The sequence below is a fragment of the Anaerobiospirillum sp. NML120449 genome (genome assembly GCF_023051105.1).
Classification (GTDB): domain Bacteria; phylum Pseudomonadota; class Gammaproteobacteria; order Enterobacterales; family Succinivibrionaceae; genus Anaerobiospirillum.
Genome location: NZ_JALKIL010000034.1, coordinates 20,552 through 43,268, shown reverse-complemented (window position 1 = coordinate 43,268; position 22,717 = coordinate 20,552). Strand labels below are relative to the sequence as shown.

Genomic DNA, 22,717 nt, shown 5'->3' with positions numbered 1-22,717 from the left:
TGCCAGGGAGCCTGGGCAGCGGCAGCCTGGGCTGAAGGCCAGACAGAGGCAATATTAAGCACAGAATTAACCAGGTACCATAACCTGCAGGAATGATCGGGCAGCAATAGACGCTGCCGGCAGCAGGTCATGGTACCGTACAAGATAGAGAGCGCCTCAGGGCGCGAGGACTGTAGTAGTGGAATTAGTAAATTTAAAAGACTCCTCAGAGCGTGTTTCTTTCTCCCAGGCTGTCAGACAGGGTATTGGCCGTGAGCAGGGCCTGTTCTTTATGGAAAAGGTCGAGCCTTTTACCCCTGAGCAGATTAAGGATCTGCTGGCCATGGATCTGGTAACCCGCTCCCAGAAGGTATTACGTCATCTGATTGGCTCTGATGAAATGCCGGAGCTGGAGGCTATTATTGCTGATGCCTTCAACTTTAAAGCTCCTCTGGTAAAGGCCGATGACCGTACTTTCTGCCTTGAGCTTTTCCATGGTCCTTCCCTTGCTTTCAAGGATTTTGGCGCCCGTTTCATGGCCCGTGTGCTCTCATCTGTTATTGGTGATGAGCGCTGCACCATTCTCACCGCCACCTCCGGTGATACCGGCGCGGCTGTAGCTGATGCTTTCTACCGTCAGGACAAGATTAACGTAGTAGTGCTCTATCCAAAGGGCATGGTATCTCCGCTGCAGGAGAGCCTGATTGCTACTTTAGGTGAGAACATCCATGCCGTTGAGGTCAGCTCTCCTTTTGACAACTGTCAGGACATGGTCAAGACTGCATTTGATGATCTGGACTTCAAGAAGGCTGTAGGACTTAACAGCGCCAATTCCATCAACATCAGCCGTCTGCTGGCTCAGGTATGCTACTACTTCGAGGCAGTAGCTCAGCTTGATGAAGCCCATCGTGACAAGGTTGTCTTTGCTGTACCTTGCGGTAACTTCGGTAATATTACTGCAGGTCTGATTGCCCGTGCTCTGGGCCTCAAGTCCCGCTTTGTCATTGCCTGCAATGCCAATGACACTGTGCCACGCTACCTTAAGAGCGGTAACTGGGAGCCACACAAGACCATTGCCACCATTTCCAATGCCATGGACATCAGCCGTCCAAACAACTGGCCACGTGTTGAGGCCCTGTGCAGGCTCATGGGCTGGTCCTTAAGCGAGTTTGACTGCGGATCCGTATCTGATGATGAAACCCGCGCCAATATGAAGGCCCTGTATCAGAGCACTGGCTATATTCTTGAGCCTCATGCCTCTGTTGCTCACAAGGTCTTAAGCTCCAGTCTCAAGGACGGTGAGGTCGGTATCTTCCTGGGTACTGCACATCCTGCCAAGTTCAAGGAAGAAGTCGACGCCACCCTGGGCATTGATCTGCCTCTGCCAAAAGCCCTTGCTGACCGCATGAACCTTGAGCGTCACAAGAAGCTCATGGAGGCTGATTTTGCCACCCTGAAGAGCTATATGCTCGACGAGCTCAAGCTGGCCCGCTAATCTGCGCCAGCTCTCAGGCCACACCTGAGGCGACCCATCAGGCACAGCTCAGCCCATCTGAGGTAACCCCTGAGGCCGCACCTCAGCCCAACTGAGGTAACCCCTGAGGCCGCACCTCAGCCCATGATGCCCTGAGCAGCAAAACAGCAGGCCCGGTCTCCCCCAAAGGGGACCGGGCCTGCCTGTACCTGTGTCTGGTAATAAGGTGCTCTGCCCGGTGCCGCCGCCAGCCGCCCCAGGCAGCCTGCTGCGGCCTGCATGCTGCAGGCTGCCTCTGGAGGCAGATGCTGCGGGCACAAAGGGCCTGTTTATGGCAGCTGCAGTCATAATAGGGTACAATTTCCGGGATTGAGTTCCGTACTGTCCGGTATGGATCGACTTTGGTATTTGAGCAAGGACAGGGTAATGATCAAAGTACTCTTTGTATGTCATGGCAATATCTGCAGATCTCCCATGGCAGAGTTTCTTTTTAAGAAGATGACTGCTGACAGGGGCCAGAGCAAGCTCTTTGAGATTGCCTCGGCTGCTACTTCTCAGGAGGAAATCGGCAGCAAGGTCTATCCACCTGTCTATGCCATGCTTGAGTCCATGGGCATTGATCCGTCAAAGAAAAGAGCCCGTCAGATTACCCGCAAGGACATGGACAATTACGATTTCATCATTGTCATGGACAATAACAATCTGCGTAATCTGGACCGCCTCTTCAATGGCTATGGCGAGGAAAAGGTACACAAGTGCCTGGACTTCTCCAGCCGCATGGGCTGTGAGGTGGCAGATCCATGGTATACCCGAGATTTTGAAACCTGCCGTGACGACATCACCGAAGGTCTTGAGGCCTTCTACCAGACCCTGATTGAAAACGGCATGGTTCCGGAAAAGTAACTGTCTGCTGTCAGGACACCTGGGCTCATCATTTACGGGCACAGGCCTGACAGACGATGATGCCGGGCTTCAGGCAACCTGCTGGCAGACAAAACAGCTTCACATCATGAACTGCAGTGACCTGAGGCATGACAGGGATTGATGCTGCATAGCAGCGGCTGCTGCACTGCACCAGCTTCTGTGTAATCATAAGAGCAAAAATAAAGGCACCTGCCTGCTGGCAAGGTGCCTTTATTTTTGCGCAGCATGGCGCAGCTGCCATGACGGCCCGGCCGCAGGACCTTGGCCTGCAGGGCCGGACAGGCAGGCCCTGTCGGCCAGCCTGCCTTGCCGGCGGGCGAGCGGGCGCTGCAGGGGATTGCGAGGTGTTTAGCCGCGCACGTAAGGGTTGGAGCTCTTTTCCTGGCCAATGGTGGTATCACCCATATGGCCGCACATGACGTCGGTGCTCTCAGGCAGGGTGTAAAGGCGGGTTTTAATGGAGTTCTCAAGGTCAGCAAAATTGCCGCGCGGAAAGTCAGTACGGCCAATGGAGCCCGGGAACAGGGTGTCACCTACCAGCACGAAGTTCTCCTCTTCACAGTAGAAGCATACGCCGCCTGGGGTATGTCCCGGAGTGTGCAGTACCTTAAATGAGGCGTCAGGAAAGAGTTTAAGCACCTCATTGTCACCCACATATTCGCACTCAAAGGAGCCTGAGTTTTCAATGCCGAACATGGCGGCCTGCTGAGCAAGTGTAGTCAGCAGGAATTCGTCATCACGGTGCGGGCCATAGACCTTTACCTCAGGAAATTTATCCAGCAGTGCTCTGGTACCGCCTACATGGTCAAGATGTCCATGGGTAAGCAAAATGGCCTTGAGCTTAAGTCCCTGCTGCTCGAGTGCGCCAATAATCACCTGAGCATCGCCACCAGGGTCTACCACAACAGCATCACTGGTTTCCTGATGGGCCAGGATGCGGCACTCCTGTGCAAAAGGGGTAACGGGAATAGCCATAATGTCGAGCATGCCAGAACTCCTGAATAAAAGCGTCAAGAAAGCGGAAAACTGAGCACATCATACAGCAGCCATGCGCATTGCATCAATATTTCACCACGAGCCAATGCGGCCTGCACCACCGCCGCCCGGCATGCTCATGTGACCTGCCATACCATCAGCCAGGGGGAGCCTCCTGCAGCACTAACAGGCGGTTGACAGCCCTTCCAGCAGCCCCATGTCCGGATCCACCTGCACTGCTTCCCCGCGCTGAGGGGGAAACAGGTATGGCCATATGGCATATGTACAGGGGCAGTGGCAGCTGCACAGGCAGGAGCAGGTGCATGGGCAGGAGCAGCTGCACGGACAGGTGACGCTCAAAGCCAGCTTTTGAGCCTGACGTGCCTTACGTGCACAAAGTGTGCGTTGTGTGCACCATATGTGCATATATGTGCACATATGCACGTCTGCTTTTTGTTTTTAGTCTCCTGAGTGCAGTTTAATGTGCTGAACGGCTGCCTGAGCTGCAGGGCAGGGCATGCATGGCTTGCTTGGCAGGGTAGTGCAGGGCTGAGGTCCGATGGCTGTGTTATATGACCATGCATGGCGTGAGGTTAAAACTGGACGGCTGGGAGAGGCCTTTGAACGTACCGGCGTGCGCAGACCGGCATGAACAGTCCTGCCTGAGTGCCTTGTATGAGTAGAGTTGACTGACTGGATGAGGGGAAAGTGATGGAGATGGTCAGTACAGCTTATGAGTACAGTTAAGGCATGTTTATTTGTGTGTATTTGCCCTGATTCTGCGTTTTTGAGGCTGCATAGCCAGATTTTGGGAGCTGGTGGAGGGGCATGATCAAAGTGTGTCTGGCGGGCCAGATGTGGGGGATAAAGTGTAGTGGCGGTGAGCAGAACAGGCGTAAAAATGGGCGTTGTGACTGTGTGTGGGATAATTTGCGGTGGTTAAAGATTTTTCCTTTCTGATAAAAATTAAAAAATATGTAACGCAGATCACAAAATCAACAAAATGCTAAATGAGGGTTTTGCTGCCTTAAATCCTGAATTGAGGTTAATCGGCTGGACAGTTTTGTCTGTGGGCGGCTCAGGTTAAGATACAGATTTTTTAGTCCTTTCATAGTGCTGCTCAAGGCCGCCGTGTGCCGGTAATTTCAGGGGTAAAATGCCTTAATTATGGTGATTTTTCTGGAGGTCAATGCCTGTGGCGGTGCCTTGTTGTCAGGATAATACAGTGTAGTTTTTTATGATAATGATTTGTGGTGATACGCTCTTGCCAGTGATTTTTTGCTCTGATAAGCTGAATTTGCATGTGTAAAGTTGTACTCAACGAACCACAGGCAGGCATCATACTGTTTTCGTATGTGCTTATGGGTATGACCCGGGATACAGCCGTATTCTGCGCGGTCACGCTCAATGGCGTTAGCCCTCTGAGGCCTTTTCATGTAAGAAGTTCCGTGAAACCCTGAGGATAACTAACACCGCAGCCCCCTGGGCTTTAACAGGTTCGTCTCGCCTGACCTGTCAAACTCTCAAAAAGCCCAGCTTCTTTTCGACCAATGTCAAAGCGGCATACCACTTCCTGATCTGCAGTGGTACTTTTCTCAGCCGCTGCGGGCCGTGTCAACGCCTCTGTCTGACTGAACCAGTGGTCACCATGACCATTCAGCCATCGCTTAGACTTTATGCCGTGGTTGCAGACGTTTATTCAGGCAGCATCTCAAAAAGTCTGAACTCTAACTTAGCAAGTAATACCAGGCGCAGTTAGTCATCAGAATCATCTTTCTTTGCCGTGGTAACCTGCTTAAGCTTGAGCATCTGGCTCTTTGCCCTGCGCATCGTGCGCAGCGAAATTACAATTCAAGTTTGCAGTTGTGATTTTCCGTGGCAGGGAACAGTTCAGGATCCACAAAATCTGCTCAGCACTGACAGTCTGAAATTTCAGCAGTGTTGATTCTCTCTTCCTGTGTTTTTCAGCTTCAGTCTGGCTTTTGCCCCTGGACCGCTCTGAGTGCGTTCGCATCCTGAATGACCATCCCTCCGGCAGCCAAAGCAAAATAATCTGAACATACCTGAGCTAAATAAAATCCAGCCTGTGCTTAACGGTACAGGTCATCAGGCACAACTGTATCCAGCTTTTATGCCTGATTTTGAGCAAAGCCGCCGCCTGAGACTTATGCAGTCAATACTCCTGTGGCAGTGTCGCGTCCCTGGACTCATGCTGAGAGTGCTCCTGTGGCAGTGCCGCCTCCGGATCTGAGGCGCGCAGCGCCGTAGGGCCGTAAGGTCAGGCGCAGGCACATACGCTGACACATACGCTGACTCCGCAGGTCTTTCAGGGAGCTTGTGGCTGTGCTCAAAGGAAGAAAGTTACAGGTCAGTTATGGGAAGACATTTTGCTCCAGCTGACGGGCTGAAAGGCGCTACGACAGTTCATCTCTCTGTCCGGCTTCAGCCCGGATATCAATCTTAAGCACGTCCACAAATGTACCTTCACAGGTACAGCCAGGTTTAAAAGGCCTGAGTCTGTCAGCAGTGCGCATATCCTGCCTCCTGCTGTGCCGCGCTCAGCCCTTTTAGTCCAGCTTTGTATATGCTGACTGAACCGGACAATATCACCGGTGCGTGCCTGCCAGACTGCCCCTGGTCCAGCCTGTCCCGTCAGTCTGACCTCAGGCAGGTTTTCCCTGTCGGGGTGACCTGAGGCTGGTCTTCCCTGTCGGGGGACCTTAAGCCAGCCTGCCCGGTGCCACGCCTCTGGTCCTGCTTGCTTACCAACTTGCTTTACAAACAAGGAGGTTAAGTATGAGCAAGATTATTTCCTCTCCAGCAGTCCGTGCTGTCAAAGACAAGCGCTCAGGGGCTCTTCAGGCCCGTTCCTGCACCGCTGTTGTCGGTAACTCCAGCCTGGTGGCTCCCAATGTCAAAACAAGGGCTTACAAAAATCAGGTAAAAGCAGCTCTGTCTTCAGCCAGTGCTGGCAGCGCTCCCAACAGCGCAGTTAACAAGCCTGCCCCAGCATCTCAGGACGCTCTCAAATCTGCAGCTCCTGAGGTGCGGATAGTGGCTGACGACCACGGCTTACGTGTGGTCGGGGCCGACGTTGACACCACCAGATCATCATCCCTTTCCCCATCTGCCTCAAATGATGAGGCTCAGAATCAGACCGGCGCGTCCGCTACGGCTGAAGCCACGGCTGCAAACCTTACTGCAGCTGCAGGTTCTGCTGCAGTAGCGGCTGATGCCGCTGCGGCCACCGTGGGCGCTGAGGCTGGCAGTGACTGTGTTGAGTCAGCCGCCTGTGCCGAAAGTACTGCTGTTCAAAGAGTCGGTGCGGCCGATGGTGCAGGTGCTGAAAGTGCCGCTGTGGTGGCTGAGCCTGAGCAGCTTGCTGTGGCCGCAGCCGTGGCCGCTGATAAGAGCAGTACTGTCAGGGCGGGCGCTCCCGTATCCCGCAAAGCCAGCAGTGCCTGCATTGAGAGCGCTGATGCCCAGTTCCACTCTGATCTTCATACTGTCAGGGCTCTGAGCGGAGCTGACAGGGATCTGAAGGGAGCAGACAGAGTAGCTTGTGAGGCTGCCTTTGATGTCAATGCTACAGGTGCTGAGCTCAATCTGGTAAAGCCCGGTGCTGACAGGTCAGCTGCGGTGGTCAAGGCTGCAGCCCGTGCGGCTGTGGTTACAGCCACTGTGGCAGGCAAAGCCGGCAAGGTTACCGCCAGTGCCGCCTCTCAGGCAGGTCAGGCAACAGCCCGTGTGGCTGCCAAAGCTGCAGCTGTCGCCAGTAATGTTGCGGTAAAAGCCGCCCAGAAGGCCGCCAGCTCTGCTCCGGTAAAGAAACTGGCTAAGCGTACTTTCTTTGCTCAAATTGTTCACACCCTTTCCCTGTTCCTGCCACTGTTCATGGGGCAGCTGGCCGCAACCTCCATGGGCGTGGTGGATACAGTAATGGCCGGTGCCGCCGGCACTCTGGAACTTTCCGGTGTAGCAATCGGATCCTCTATTTTCTGGCCATCAGAGCTCTTTGTTGTGGGTATGGCTCTGGCCATTCATCCTCTGATTGCCAATCTGGCAGGCAATGGTGATCTGCACAAGGTAGCGCTGCGTATGCAGATTGCCACTGTCTGCTGTGTGGCTCTGGCCGTAATCACAGGCATCATCATCATGCTGGTGCCGCTGGTTTACCGCATGTTCCCAGGTGTTGATCAGGACATGGTCAGCATTGGTCAGTGGTATCTGGTGGCTGTAGGCCTTGCCATGCCGGGCTTTGCCATGTTCAACGTGCTGCGTGCCTACTGGGAGGGACTGGGCAAGACAGGTCCTACCCTGATGTTTGGCTGCATGGCCCTCATTTTAAATATCCCGCTTAATTACATCTTTATCTTTGGTCATCTTGGTATGCCTGCCCTGGGTGGCGTGGGCTGTGGTGTAGCTACCGCTCTGTCCATTTATCTCACTGTTGTGGGCATGCTTTATTACGTAAGAAAGAGTCCAACCTTTGCCAGAGTACGTATTTACACCCGCTGGGAGCCGGTAACTTTCTCCCAGTGCCTGGCTTTCCTCAAGCTGGCTCTGCCACTTGGTATTGCCGGCATGATTGAGACTCTGTGTTTCTCCCTGGTTGCCATCATGCTCAGTCCTTTTGGTCCTGTAGTAGTGGCCAGCCATACCATTGCCATGAACGTATCAGGTCTGCTGGCCATAGTGCCAATTGCCCTGAGCTCCACCGCTTCAATTGAGGTAGGTGAGGCCATGGGTACCAACAGCTGGTCCCAAGCCCGCAAACGCGCCTTAAGTTCAACCAGCCTTGCTGTAGCCTTCTATGTCATTGGCGCCTCAGTGCTCTTTTTCATGGGCGAGCAGATTGCGGCCCTGTACTCAGATGATGCTGAAGTGCTCCTGCTGGCCCCGGTACTGATGATGTACTGCGTGGTGTTCTTCTTCCCTGAGACCCTGCAGGTTATGGCTGTCGGTATCTTACGTGGCTTCAAGGATTCGCGCACCATATTCCTTGTGACTATTGTGGCCTACTGGATTGTCGGTATGCCTGTCGGTTACTCCCTTGGTTATGGCTATCTGGGGGATGCCCTTGAGGGAGCCGAAGGCTTCTGGCTGGGGTTTATCTTCTCGCTGTCCTGCGCCAGCATTCTGCTGGGCGGCCGCCTGCTCTATCTGTTTATCAAGGAGAAAAATCCGGACACCACAGCCCGCTCCTTCTGATAACAGCATTTCGGTTCATGGCTTGCCCGCCATGCATGAGCACTGTTCCATGCCTGGCCAGCCATGCCATGGGGGCCGTGCTCGCCACGCCATGAGGGCGATGCCAGCCAGGCCATGGGGCCATCCCCGCCAGGCATGTTGGCGATGCCAGCCAGGCCATGGGGGCCATCCCCGCCTGGCATGTTGGCGATGCCAGCAAGGTCATGAGACAGGAGCTTAAATCCGTTCACACTGCTGCAAAACCAGGATCTGCACGGCAGCTTGCCTGCTGACAGGACAGTATCCGGTGAGCAGAACACAAAGAACAGTTAACTGACTTGCTGCACCGGCACGTGCAGCCCCTGCAGCATAGCCTGAATGCGCAGCCCCTGAAGTACCTGCACCTGCAGGTACAAAGGCCTGGCATTGAGAGGCAAAGCTCAACTGTCAGCGGCATATTCTTGAACTTCTCCATTGCCTGAGGCAGTGATGACAACAAGTCAGTTTCTACCTTTTAGCTTAGGTAGGCCCCGCCCTGGGGCCATAAGTAATGCCCTGCCGTACGGCGGGGCTTTTTTTTGGCCAGGTGAGGCCCACTTTCATCTGAAAAGGCAGAAAACACGGCTTTCAATCGCGCCCTGAGGGTAGTGCTGATTACCGGCCTGACATCTGGTACAGGCCATGGCTTAAATACTGGTGGGCCGCTCCGGAGACCGGTGACTCCCGAATAATCATGGCCGCCCTGAATGGACCTTAACCTCCAGTAAATGCATGGCCGGGCCGACGACATCCACTGTAAAGACATGTGGACGGGCAGTGCGTGAAGTAGGCGCGCCGGCTGAAGTGCCGGCACAGTGATGTCTTAAGAGCAGGTATGACCAGTCCTGGAACATATTTGAGCTGCAGCCTGTTTTCGTGAGGCACCTGGGACAGGCAAGGGCGGACCACTTTGTCTCAACGGGCAGATACAGAACAAAAAGCCCCGGCATCTTGCGATACCAGGGCTCAGTGCCGGTTATGAATCATAAATACCGATCGTGTTGAAAAGTGCCTGGCTGTCGTGCTAACGACCATAAGCAGGCATTACATGGAGGCTACTGTCTCGGGGCGGAGCGGTCAGTTCCTGAGGCCTGGTTATGGCGGCGGATATCACGGGCCAGTTCTGTCTGAACCTGAGAGATTACTTTGACTGCCATATCATTGAGCGACAGGTTGCGGCTGTCACGTGTTGTCTGTCCGGCGGCGCCAGCAGCTGCAGCCTCGGCAGCAGCGCCTGCAGCGCATGTGGCGCCGGCTGCGGCTGCGGCAGCTGACGAAGCCGATGAGCAGGTTGAACCTTGAGCTGTGCCTTGATTGAGGCTTTGACTGTTGCACTGCTCAGCTGTATCTGTGGTGCACTGAGGGCTGTAAGGAGAGCAGTCAGTTGCAAGGTCACCCGGCCAGTCAGATACAGTGGCTGAGCTGGTGCCGGAGGTGTTGCCATGGGCACGGGCTGCCACGGCAGCGGCAGCAGCATCGGCTGCCATCTGAGAGCTGAACATGGAGCGGGCGCAGGCAGTGATATCACTGGCGGTATGGCTGTTGAGCCCGGCAGTGGCGCTGTGGTCAAGGCCGGCTGGCATATCAGCATGTGCTCGTGCATGGCGGCGGGAGAGCTTTTCATTGGCAGCATCAATATGACGGAATGCGGCCACAAACATCTCAGGCATAAGCTTGATGTGAATGTGAGGCAGCTGGCTGTCCCACAGGCATGGGGACGAGCCCTTGCCATCATGAGTTGTGCTCTGAGCTCGTCTTTGCTCGCGGGCCTGCTGGGTACGCGCGCGGGAATTAAAGTAGGCTGATGCCGAGGTAAAGCTTGAAGGATCAGGCTCGGCCACAGTCTGAGCAGCTGCAGGGGCGCCTGCTGCAGGCTCCTGGCTGTCAGCTGCAACAGCTGCTGGATCAGCAGCAGCTGCAGAGGTTGAATGTGGGGAGCCCCTGACATGTGACGGCCCTGGTAACGACTCATGATGAGGCTGAATTTCATCAGGGTCATTGCTGCGGGAGCGATGAAAGAAGTCGCTTACCAGGTTTATCACCTTAATACTGTCACGAATGGTCTTGTCGGCCTTTTTAATGCCATGGGCAGCCATATCTGCAGGAACCTTTTCGAGGCTGCGGGCAAGTCTTGAAATACCGGCACTGGTAAGCAAAGTGTCCCGGTCAGAGGCATAGGAAAAATGAGTGAGCGCTCCGGCCGGTGCTGATTCAGATCCATGGGCTGCGTCTGATCCTGTAAGTGAGCTGCTCATGCTCTCAAAGCCTGAGTAGTCTGTTGTTGCCGGGCTGCCCGGAGCTGTCAGCCTGTCTGAGTTCAGGCGGTCCGTCTGGCCGTCAGTTTTTGCAGCAGGGGCGCTCAGGCCGGGGAGGCTGCCTGCTGGGGCGGCGGTGAGGGCGGCGCCGGCATGCGCTGCAGATGCTTCAGCTGCAGCCTGCAGGGCTGCATCGACCGAACCATGGGCCGCTGCATAGCCAGGAGCATGGCGATCGGCCGTAGCTCCGGCTCCGGCAACAGCCATGGCCGGATTAAAGTCGTTGTCCATAGATGAGGTGTAGAACCTGATGCCCAGCTTGTTACTGATATTGTTGATGGCGTCAGCTGAAAAGCTCAGGGAGCTGGCGAGCAGACTGGTAATGCCATTGTGCTTGCGCTGAGCCCACTGGGCATATTCACTTGAAAGCTGGGAGGCTGTGGTAATAAGGGTGGCCAGATTAACTATGCCATTGCGGCTGGTGCCGAAAAAGTCCTCACTTATCTCACGGGCACGCAGCTGAGGATCGCGGGCGCGCTCCTCCTGGGCATTGATACGGGCCAGAGCCTGATCAAGGGCACTGGGGTCGTCAAAGACAATTTTAAGGCAGCCTTTGAGAAAGTCTGATTTCTGGAAGATGGAGTAGAAGGGAATAATGGTCAGGATAAGGTTATCGACCTGACGGGAGTTTTCCACTCCGTCAATGCACCAGTTAACGAAGTGTTCACAGTTGCGGGTCAGCAGATTGTAGTGGTTTTCACCAAGGCGCATCATGCCGCGCTGCACCGCTTCCATACCGCTGTAGCGGGCATTGTGGTGCTCACGAATAAAGATTTCATGGCCATGAGCAAAGGCCTCGATATCTACAATCTTGACGCCGTCATGCTGCAGATACTCAAGAACATTGCCATCACCAAGGTACAGGCCGTGATGGGTATAGCCAAAACGACGTGCAATCAGGTGATCTCCGCATTTGAGCAGAGGATTAACTGGAGCCATAAAAATGTCCTTCTGCCTTAACTGGTGAATGGAAATATGCACAGCTGACTGACCTGCATCATATAAAGATGCACTGCAGGCAAAGTGCGGCTGTACTGTCATTCTACATGGTAGCAGCAAGCTGAAAAATCAAGCACGCTCACAGCTTCAGCCATTAGTCACTAATCGAGCAGCCATGGACTTCCCCACCACCACAGCATCTCCCCACCACCAAAGCATCTCCGCAGAAACGCCGCCGATCAGCATCCCCGCCGCAAAAGCATGCACAGTCCGTATCAGTGCTCAACCTCAATGGTGTCGGGCACTGTGCGTCAGAGGGCAAAATCTGCTCTTTTCCCACACCAAAACAGCACACCCAGGCACCTTACCAACCCCTGACAGGGCTGCATTTAGCAGCAAAATTCTCACTTTAAATCTCAGATTCGTAAACTGCATCAGCCATGACCTGACAACAGCCACAGGCTTACATCTGCTTGTGCCCGGCCAGCAACGACCAATGCAAGCTCAGTCCCCGCAGTGTCTGCCGTCAGCTGCGTAGCACAATTGAGCAGGGCGAACAGTGAGGGGCAGACTCTGCATTAGCAAAAAAGGGGAATGGCCTGTGGTCGCGGAGTATTTCATTGCCTGGCATTTTTTAATAGCCGGGGCTGGTCTGAGCCATCTTGGGCAGGGAATTCACATAATTGCCCAAAATACCTTTATGCTGATATATATCATATTCGTGCCTTACTGTGTACTTTTAAAAATATTGCACAGTAAGGCACGGGAAAGGCACGCGTTTTGGCGCATTTGAGCGCACTTATGGCATGCAAGGTATGCCAGATTAGCCATACAGCACAGCACCTGAACGCTCCCTTATGCTGCGATATTGCTCCACAGCGAGGACTGGCAGGCTCACATGCTGGTGCTGCAAAGTCTCAGATTTTTACCGTACGGTAAAACTGCGGTCTTGCTGGTGTGGTGCGTAAGCCAAGGCATCATTAATCAAAGAGCAGGGCTTTCAATATTGGCGGGTGCAGATGCAGGGGCAAGAGACAGCACAGGCATGGGATGTATGCCTGAAAGGACTGTGTCCGGGATATGACTGGCCTTTATACATCTGGACGTTAACTGCCTGATTGCATTGCAGGGAGTCACCTGTCTGGTGATTAGGGTAACTGACATGTAAAGAGCGCACAGACAGTAGGCATAACATACGTCCTGGTGGCTGGTGTGTGAAAGTCAGAAATCGGAGGTGAGCCGGGACCGAGGTTGAGGCTTAGGCTGACTCTGAGGCTCAAGCCTGGTCTGAGCCGTAATCAGCTGGCCTGGTCTGGTATGGCTTTAAGGAGAGTAGGGGAAAAGAGAAAATGGGGGAGGAAATCATGGGAAATCAAGGGAAAACAGTGCACCATTTTTCACCGTACTGTAAAACTTCAAATAATTTCACCGTACGGTAAAACACTTGAATGAAGGTATATGCAAGTGAGGTATTTATGTATCTGGTTATATAAGTGCTGCTCATGACCTGAGTAAAGTCAGGCAATAATTATGGTTATGGCTAAGGCACTAATCCCTGGACAAAACCGACATCCATATTCACCCCGTCACACTGACTATCCCAGCCCCTCAAATACCTGCCACTCCTCCCAGCCCCAGCCACCTTGCTCAGGCCCCAGTACCCTGCCGCAGCCATGCTCCCGGCAGCTCTCAGACGTGTTTTACTTCAATCTACATAGAGGCAAACGAGCACGGGCGCCACTTGAGAGCGGCCAAATGGTGAAACCGACAGCACAGAGATGATAAGCCGCCAGGAACTGTTACTTAGCCGCTATACCCGCAGTCCAGACACCAGACCACCGAGCCGCCAAAGTGCCGAACCAATCTGCCTGACCATCAAGGTCTGAGCTGTTCGGTCAAACTGCCCGATCCCAAAATGCTGAGGGCAGCCCCTGCCATGCAGGAGCTGCCCTCGCATTAATAAAAGCACTACAGTGAAACAGGCAGTAGCTACAAGGACCGCACCTCGCCACTATGCCATCGGCGCATCAGGTAGCATCAAAACCATGCCTCAGCTTGCTGGGCACATCCATGACTGTTGCTCATACCGGGGATAGTGGCCAGGAGCTGGCAAACACAGAGACCAATTGCAGCCCATGCCCATATCCAGAGCCTGGGTCATGCTTTTTCTCATGCTTAGCCACCCACTCACAGTCACGCATGACTCCTGCCGGCCTCTTAGTAGGCAATCAGCACCAGGTCGGTAAGGGGCAGGCAGATGGAGCTGCGACGCACCTGGAAACGGTAGCCCAGGTTGAGGCTCTCAATATAGCTCTTGAGCTCATAGAACTCTTCGGGGGTGTGATAGAAAGCCAGTACCAGTACTGGGTGACTCTTTTTGATGGTCTCCAGTGCGCCCCTGATAACCTCTGGCTCAAAGCCCTCAACATCTACCTTGATAAGGCCCACATCAAGGTTATGCTCCCTGACGTAATCATCAAGGGTAATAACCTCCACATCCTCATAGAAGTCATCGCCCTTATGGTAGTCAATGGCCATGGAGGCAGTAGCATCCGGTATGCTTCTGGTCCTGCTCAGTCTGATGGTGCCCGGCTTTTCACCAAGGCCTTTCTTATGAGCAAGGATATTGCCTGCCTTAATATCATCAGCCAGCATGTTGCTCAGTTGCTTGTAGCTCAGGTCACCAGGCTCAAAGCTGTGCAGCTTTGAGTTGCCAAACAGTGCCTTGAACAGCAGCAGGGTATCGCCTACAAAACCACCAGCATCGATAATGTCCCTGCCATTAAGAGAGGCCAGCATGCCCGCTGGCAGGTCGTACAGACCATAAAGATTGGTAAAGCTCGATCCCCAGTCCTGAGCTACCTGCCTGAGGAAAGGCGGGTTGTCCGCTTCCTTTTTCTGTATGTAGTTATCCATCAGAGCACGGTCAACATTTGTCCAGGCATAGCTTTCCTTTACCAGGATGGCACTGTCGGAACGGGCAAGCTCTACCAGTCGCTCATGCAGGTCTATGTACTCACATGAGACCTCATCAAGACCATCCTTGAGTCTGCCCAGCACTTCAGCCATGACATGATGATCACGGTAATGTACGAGATTCTTATCACTATTGATCAAGCTCACATATCGAGAGTTACCGATAAAACCTTAAATACAGTTATGCTACCGCCAGACTGGTTCTATCAGGAAATTTGAGTGAACGGCTAAAATGCCTAAATCAGTACTTCTCCTCAATTTTCATAAACTGTGATCCAGGTCAATAGTGATAAGAATCTCGTACGGTAATGAGCAAACTGCTCGGTCCACATGAAATTGAGATTTCTGTAGTTGCTGCAAACGTAATTGCCGAATGCCTCGGCATTCATAGGCACATTCTTTCCGTTGATGTTTAAGGTCGCAACGATCTTTGACTGTTCGTTTGAGGCCGCCATTAGGTCCATCTCCTGCCTGCATGATTAGATTTTTGCCCAGTATTATACGCTTTTGCCCACCTCAGCATCAGATACACATGCCTGAAGCCGATGAACTGGCTGTGGAACCCGCCGAAGCCGAAGACGAGGATGAGCTTATCAATGAGCTCATATGCAGCTGCAGCTGTAGCTGTGGCAATCAAGAGTTTGGTACAGCTTTCACAAGCAGCAATGCTTTTGCTCAGAAGTGGGGAGCTAACCCGGATGATTTACGTATGTTTATCAGCACCACATCATTACGTGAGTTGTCACCAGGAAAGGTAAATCCTGAAATTGCTGACTGTCAGAGCTGTAGAGCAGCAGGAGGAGAGCTGGCAAAAACAGCATTTATGCGCCAGTTTCGTGATGCAGTAGTGTCCTGTGTCAATGGTTAGTGTATTCCTCTGACCAGGCGCTGATCTTTGCCATTGCTTTGCACTGTAAAGCTCATAGCACTTTGCAGCTCATACCTTTGATCCATGAAGGCAAACTCAGGCTGCTTTTGCTACTTCTGGACTATTAATCTGAAGTCATTGGTATAGCCTTTCGGTATAAGGCTGGTAATGGATTTACAGGTAACTAATTGGGCAGCGCTGCAGATTCAGCCTGATTACCGATGGAGGTCTTAGTACGGGAGCTGCAGCCGCAGGCCGGGACTGCGGCCGTGCGGTCAGTTGATGAGGATTTCAAAGCCCTTGAGGTAGAAGGTTTCAGGGCATGGCAGGGATACCAGGTGGTCAATGTCCTGGCGCAGGGTGGTGACTATCTGAGCTTCAACTTTGGCCTCCAGGGCAGCATCAGCAATAATCTTCTGGAAGAGCTCTTCAGTCATGAGGCCAGAGCAGGAGAAAGTAAGCAGTCGTCCGCCTGGACGTACCAGCTGCATGCCAAGACGGTTGATGTCCTGATAGCCACGGCAGCCGCTGTTGAGGTTGCTGCGGTTTTCAATAAACTTTGGCGGGTCAAGAATGACAATATCGAATTTGGTTCCGGCTGCCACCTGCTCACGAAGATATTCAAAGACATCCTTTTTGATGAACTTGCAGCGGCCTGGATCGAGATGATTCTCCACCACACCCTCACGGGCTGCATTAAGAGCATGCTCGGAAACATCCACGTTATAAACAGCACCGGCTCCGCCCTTCAGGGCCAGCAGACCAAAACCGCCGGTGTAGGAGAAGCAGTTAAGTACGCTCGGACCCTTCTTGCAATTCTCGCTCATGGTCTTAAAGGTACGGCACAGCTCATAGGTGTGGTAGCGGCTCTGACGCTGGTCCAGGTAGCCGCCGGTCTTATGACCGTTTTTAACATCAATAGGGATGTGTACCAGCCCACGTTCCTGAACAAAGAGAGTATCAGGAACGGCCTCATCAAGCTCGATAAACTCTGATCCACCCTCGCCATCGTCGATGCGGCGTACCCTGGAAATCTGACGTGAGTCTTTAAGGGCATTGCCCTGACCGTCCCTGAGGTTATAAGCGCGGCTCAGGTCCTCAGGATCTACAAGGCCGGCACGCAGCGGCAGATTCTCCTTGCGGCGCGATTTGGCATCAGAACGCTCGTACAGATAGCAGTCAGGCTCCAGCTCATGCAGAGCGCGGAAGATATGCTCATAAAGAGCCTCCATACCGGCAGATGACAGGGCAGCGCAGATAACATTATTGAAGCGGTCAACAATCAGGCCAGGCATGAAATCGCCTTCGGCTGCCACAAGGCGGATACCGTGATCGCCCCGGGCCACCAGAGGAGCTCTGCGGGCAATGGCGGCACGCAGGCGCTCTTTGACAAAATCGTAGTCTATGCGGTCTTCTTCATTAAAAGAAATGGCGCGCAGCACTATCTGAGAGCTTGGTGACCAGTGGGCATAACAAAGGAATTTGCCATCGCTGGAAACAACCTTGCACAGGGTGCCTGATTTAACCTTGTCCATATCTGCAGGCTGGCCGGTCTTGCTGTCCTGAGCATGGGAAACAGCCTTGGAGAAAATCCACGGATGACGGCGCAGCAGTGATTTTTCACGGCCTTGATGAAGCACAAAGGAGATCATAGATAGGGGCGCTCCTGACAGATATGGGTATAAATCAAAAATGGAATGATGAATTATAACCAAAAGGGTCTGCAAAGATTCAGCTCTGTGAGCATAAGCACAGCCCAAAGCACATATTGATGCCCTTGCAATGGCAGTAAGACAGCCCGGATCTGCACCTCTTCAGACAGCAATGACGAGGCAGGGGTTACAGTGATGATGAGCAGGGATTACAGTTATCATGAGCAGGGATTGCAGGGAGGCCTGGTAGCTCATTGACAGAAATCATATGAGCTGAGTCACTGATATCAGGATACAGGTATGAAAGAGATCAGGGCAGTGGGAGGACAGAGATCAGATGAGCTGGATGACTGACAGCAGGAGACAGGAATGACATAGTTCATGGTACCGGGATGACAGAGATCGGGATAGATGTATGACAGAGAGCATGAGACAGAAATGACCTGGATCAGGGTACCGGGATGACATAGATCGGGTTATCTGTGTGACAGATAGCATGCGACAGAAATGACCAGGATCAGGGCAGTGGGATGGCCGGGAAAAATTTGTATCTTGCTATGTCTGCGCTGTGTTTTGCTCTTGTATGCTAGTAGTGCCATAAAGACTGACAGTATGGGATTATTAACCACTTTCACATTGGCTTATGTTGTAAGTTGTTTGAGTAGTTAGCTAAGGATAATTTTTTTGATAAAATCCCACCTTCAAAATAATTCAGGTGTATGAGTTTTGCCATCCAGCTGGCCTGATACAGGTACTGCCTCCGGTACTGGCCACTGTAATGAGCCCGGTCCTGTGTCCAGGATCATCTGTGCTCACTTCCTGAAGAGATTGCCTCAGTCATGGCGCCGTATGCCATAAGGTGTGCATGCGGCAACCTGAGCGAATTATTTATCCCCTGCCCGGGTCATGGCACAACGGATTAGTCCTGGCAGTACACCTCCAGCCAGGCTGGTCTGATATTGTCTTTTTCAGGGCGCAAGGCCCTCAGTGCCCTCAGTGCTTTATATTAATGAATCTGCACTGCAATCAGGACAATGATTTTCCATCTTTCAGGGTTTTATTTCTGGTTTCTGACCGTCCCCTGCGAATATGCTTTTCCGGCAATGGACGTGCAGTGTCAACAGCCCCGTCCGTACGCCTGTTGTGAGGCTGTTTATCAGTCGTGCGTCCACAGGCTGCTGGTGGCATTGCGTCATTGCCGGTATTACCATGATTGCGGGAATAACTTTGCCCGGGGCTGGTATGACAGCGTGTTTGCACGAAGCAGTCAGGTGACGGGGCATAACAGTGCTCAGCCCGGATTGACGAGGCAGGGCCTGATGCTTCTGACACTTGTTGTAGTTCTTTCTTGTGAGTTTTTTGATGAAAAAAGACAGGTTGATCAAATACGGAGTGCTTGGAGCAGCTGCCCTGGTGCTGCTGGGCTGGGCAGGATGGAGTGCCTTTAAGGTTGATCCTCCATCCTATATGACTGCTATGCCTGCAGTTCGCGATATTGAGCAAAAGGTCTATGCTACCGGTACTATTGCCGGCAAGGTGTCAGTAGACGTTGGCGCCCAGGTATCAGGTCAGATTAAAAAGCTCTATGTCTCACGAGGCGACAGAGTAAGTGAGGGTGACCTCCTGGCTGAGATTGACCCTGACATTCAGGAAAACAATCTCAAGCGAGCTCAGGCTGAAGAGAGTCTGATTGCAGCTCAGATACGCTCGAAAAAGGCTCAGCTGGTAATGCTCAGGGCTGAAAATACCCGTCAGAAGAATCTGCTCAAAAAGCAGGCAACCTCAGAGCAGAGTGCGCAGCAGGCAGCTGCCCAGTATGAAATGGCCCTTGCTGACCTCGATGCTCTCAATGCCCAGTATGAGCAGGCAAAGATTTCTGTAGCTGATGCCGCAACCAATCTTGGATATACCCGTATTCTTGCTCCAATGGACGGTACAGTCTTCGCCCTGCCTGTAGAGGAAGGTCAGACTGTAAACGCCAATCAGACCACACCTACCATTGTCCGTCTTGCTGATCTGCAGACCATGACTGTTGAAGCTGAGATTTCTGAGGCAGATGTGGTTAAGGTGGCTCCGGGCATGGACTGCCGTTTTACCATCATGGGCCTGCCAGATCGCTACTTTGAGGCAAGGCTGCGTTCCATTGATCCGGCTCCGGCATCAGCTGAAAGCTCAACTGCATCCGGTGCTGCATCTACAGGCGGCATGTCATCAACAGCAATTTACTACAATGCACTGCTTGATGTGGATAACAGTGAAGGCATATTGCGTATCGACATGACAGCCGAGGTTGAAATTACCATTGCCAGAGCAAAGCAGGTCAAAGCCGTGCCGCTGGCTGCGTTAAAGACACGTGCTGGCAGCTCTGAGGCTACTGTTTACCAGCTGGTAGATGAGGAAGTTGTACCGGTTACGATTAAAACAGGCATTAAGGATGATCAGTACATCGAGGTCCTTGACAGTAATTTTGATACCTCAATTCCTCTCATCATTGGCGATGATGTCGCAACTGCAGCATATTCAGCTTCCCAAAACCGCCGTCGCGGCCCGCCAATGTTCTAAACGCCTGGCGTCATGAGCCGTGCACCATATGCAGGATATAAGTTGCAAAGCAACATGCCAGTGCTGCACGAGCAAAGCGACATGCCAGTGCTGCACGCGCAATGCGACATGCCAGTGCTGCACGCGCAATGCGACATGCCAGTGCTGCACGCGCAATGCGAAATGCCAGGGATGAATGTGCAAGGCTGCATAGGAAAGGCGCAAGGCTGCACGCTCAATACGCCTGACAAAAGGTGCCATAAGCCGCAGGCGTTGAGGGGCGGTCCCTGGATTTGAGTACGGTACGCTATCTCAGTGACATGACCGGTCAGTAGAGGAGAATGTGAGTGGAAACCGAGGTTTTGCTGGAACTTAAAGATGTACGCCGCTCCTATCAGTCAGGTACATCAACAGTAGAGGTGCTTCATGGCATCAACCTTACCGTACAGGCAGGGGAGATGCTGGCCATTATTGGTCCGTCAGGTTCGGGCAAGTCAACCTTGATGAATATCATTGGCTGCCTTGATAACCCAAGTGCCGGCAGCTACCGCGTAATGGGGCAGGATACGCTCAATATGGAGCCTGATGAGCTGGCCGCACTGCGTCGTGATTTCTTTGGCTTTATCTTCCAGCGCTATCATCTGCTGGGCCATCTGTGTGCCCGGGAAAATGTCCAGGTGCCGGCTGTATATGCCGGTGTGCGTAAAGGCAAAAGAGATGAGCGTGCCCGCATGCTCCTTGAAACTCTGGGACTGGCCGAACGTACTGAATACCGTCCCTCTCAGCTCTCTGGCGGTCAGCAGCAGCGCGTATCCATTGCCCGTGCTCTGATGAACGGCGGTCAGATTATTCTGGCTGACGAGCCTACAGGCGCTCTTGATACCAGATCAGGTCAGGATGTAATGCGCACCCTGCAGGAGCTCAATGCCCTTGGTCATACCGTAATTATCGTCACCCATGATCCGCGCATTGCAGCCTGTGCCCGCCGCGTTATCGCCATTGAAGATGGCAACATCAAGTCAGATACCATCAATGAGCATGTGGCATCTGCTTCATCTTTAAGAGGCTCTTCTGACAGTCATGATGAGACTCATGAGGCAGGCTCCTCGGCAGCATCCACTAATGAAACATCAGACAGTCATGCACAACAAGGCTCCCAGGCCGGAGTCTCTTCAGGAGCGGGCGCTGCAGCAGGTTCAGCAGCAGGTGCCGTAGCCGGTACAGGAGCGGGCGCCGCAGCAGGGGCAGCAGCTGCTGGTGTCGCCGGGGCCGGTGGTGCTGCAGCATCTGGTGCAGCTGATGTTGCCAGTGGCGGTATAGCAGCTGGTCACGGTGCCAGTGGCACTCTGGTAAAGAATCATTGGTCGCGCACCTGGAGCTCGTATCTGGATCGCTTCAAGGAAGCATTTGTCATGGCCTATAGAGCCATGCTTTCCAACCGTATGCGTACCCTGCTTACCATGCTGGGCATCATTATCGGCATTATGGCCGTGGTATCAGTTGTAGCGCTGGCACGAGGCGCTTCGGACCGTATCATTGCCAATATCGCTGCTATGGGTACCAATACCATTACCATTTATCCGGGTACACGTTTTGGCGATGTGCGATCAGGAAGAGTACGCTCGCTCACACCGCGTGATCTGTCGGTGCTCAAAGGACAGCCTTTTGTCGACTCGGTCTCGGCCACCATTATGACCAGCAGTCTGCTGCGCCGTGGCTCTGAAGAGTCCAATGCCTCTGTTCAGGGCGTTTCCCAGGATCTGTTCCGTGTCTATGGACTGACTCTCAAAGATGGACGTATCTTTTCAGAGCAGGAGCTTGATGGCAGGGAGCAGGTAGCCGTAATTGACAACAATGCTGCAAAGCTGTTCTTCCCGTATGAAGAACCTGTGGGCAAGACCCTGATAGTGGGCAATATTGCTGTAAAGATTATTGGCGTACTGGCACCTTCTGACTCCTGGATTGTCAGAGGAGAGAATCCCAATGTCTTTATGCCATATACCTCGGTTATGGCCCGTCTGGTCAACCAGGACTATCTGTCATCAATTGTGGTACGTATCAAGGAGGGCTTTGCAGCTCCAGTAGCCGAAAGTTCAATCAAATCTACCCTGGCTGCCCGTCATGGACGTGTGGATTTCTTCATGCAGTCATCAGACACCATCATGAAGTCCATTGAGAGTGCCACCTCCACCTTTACTCTGATGATTTCAGCCATTGCCGTAATCTCCCTTGTGGTAGGCGGTATCGGTGTTATGAACATCATGCTGGTCTCAGTAACTGAAAGAACCAGGGAGATTGGCATACGTATGGCTGTAGGCGCACGTCAGTCTGACATTCTCACCCAGTTCCTGATTGAGGCTGTCATGGTCTGTATGCTCGGTGGTCTGCTCGGTGTAATTCTCTCGTATGTGACAGGCCAGCTACTCATGCACTTTATACCGGCCATCACTTTGTCATACTCGGTCTTTTCCATTGTTGCAGCCGTAGTGACCTCTTCGGTAATTGGTATTGCCTTTGGCTTCATGCCGGCCCGCTCAGCCTCCCGCCTTAATCCTATAGAGGCTCTGGCACGTGAGTAGTCATGGCAGGTGCTCATGCGCAGGAAAATGAGCGTTCCAGAAAATGACTGACCTGACCGGGTGCAGTGATCAGTAACAGCCAAAAATAACAGCCGGCCGGGCTTTCCAGCTGGCTGTTTTTTTCTGTAACCTCGGTGGGGAAGACCCAGGACATAGTCTTGCTGATGCCGGAATGGCGGGAGGCAGGTCATTACCTGTGGCGTTCGGCAGTTCATTACAGTTGGCGGGCGGCATGTCATTACCTGTGGCGTGCGTCAGTTCATTGC

10 protein-coding genes are annotated in these 22,717 nt (G+C 53.0%); 6 read left to right on the top strand and 4 right to left on the bottom strand.

The annotated features are described in order from the left end of the window. Positions 1-178: 178 nt before the first annotated feature. A complete protein-coding gene (gene thrC / locus MXE41_RS09800; protein ID WP_247100353.1) occupies positions 179-1,474 on the top strand; it encodes a threonine synthase in 1,296 nt (431 codons plus the stop codon). Positions 1,475-1,843: 369 nt separating this feature from the next. Continuing rightward, the gene (locus MXE41_RS09795) at positions 1,844-2,356 is read left to right on the top strand and encodes a low molecular weight protein-tyrosine-phosphatase (RefSeq protein WP_348647430.1); all 513 of its coding nucleotides are present in this window, start codon (positions 1,844-1,846) and stop codon (positions 2,354-2,356) included. Between the two features lie 369 nt (positions 2,357-2,725). On the opposite strand, the gene MXE41_RS09790 is transcribed toward MXE41_RS09795, so the two are convergent. Continuing rightward, the gene (locus MXE41_RS09790) at positions 2,726-3,364 is read right to left on the bottom strand and encodes an MBL fold metallo-hydrolase (protein ID WP_246978627.1); all 639 of its coding nucleotides are present in this window, start codon (positions 3,362-3,364) and stop codon (positions 2,726-2,728) included. A 2,784-nt stretch (positions 3,365-6,148) separates the two neighbouring features. On the opposite strand from MXE41_RS09790, the gene MXE41_RS09785 reads away from it, so the two are divergent. Next, a complete protein-coding gene (locus MXE41_RS09785) occupies positions 6,149-8,563 on the top strand; it encodes an MATE family efflux transporter (RefSeq protein ID WP_247100351.1) in 2,415 nt (804 codons plus the stop codon). A gap of 1,073 nt (positions 8,564-9,636) precedes the next feature. On the opposite strand, the gene MXE41_RS09780 is transcribed toward MXE41_RS09785, so the two are convergent. Continuing rightward, positions 9,637-11,835, bottom strand: a complete 2,199-nt coding sequence (locus tag MXE41_RS09780) for a lecithin retinol acyltransferase family protein (protein ID WP_247100350.1) — start codon at positions 11,833-11,835, stop codon at positions 9,637-9,639. A gap of 2,217 nt (positions 11,836-14,052) precedes the next feature. Continuing rightward, on the bottom strand, positions 14,053-14,958 hold the full coding sequence (locus MXE41_RS09775) for an FkbM family methyltransferase (RefSeq protein WP_247100349.1): 906 nt from the start codon (positions 14,956-14,958) through the stop codon (positions 14,053-14,055). A gap of 328 nt (positions 14,959-15,286) precedes the next feature. Between MXE41_RS09775 and MXE41_RS09770 the strand changes: the two genes are divergently transcribed. Further along, positions 15,287-15,679 (top strand): hypothetical protein, encoded by a 393-nt coding sequence (locus MXE41_RS09770; protein ID WP_247100348.1) that lies wholly within the window; start codon positions 15,287-15,289, stop codon positions 15,677-15,679. Positions 15,680-15,954: 275 nt separating this feature from the next. Here MXE41_RS09770 and MXE41_RS09765 read toward each other — a convergent pair whose 3' ends face one another. Beyond that, positions 15,955-17,331, bottom strand: coding sequence for a class I SAM-dependent methyltransferase (locus tag MXE41_RS09765; protein ID WP_246978623.1), 1,377 nt, complete (start codon positions 17,329-17,331; stop codon positions 15,955-15,957). A 1,350-nt stretch (positions 17,332-18,681) separates the two neighbouring features. Here MXE41_RS09765 and MXE41_RS09760 point away from each other — a divergent pair. After that, positions 18,682-19,893, top strand: a complete 1,212-nt coding sequence (locus MXE41_RS09760; protein WP_247100347.1) for an efflux RND transporter periplasmic adaptor subunit — start codon at positions 18,682-18,684, stop codon at positions 19,891-19,893. Positions 19,894-20,219: 326 nt separating this feature from the next. Then, positions 20,220-22,451 carry a MacB family efflux pump subunit gene (locus MXE41_RS13270; protein ID WP_348647428.1) on the top strand — a complete coding sequence of 744 codons (2,232 nt, stop codon included), beginning with the start codon at positions 20,220-20,222 and terminating at the stop codon, positions 22,449-22,451. Positions 22,452-22,717: the final 266 nt, after the last annotated feature.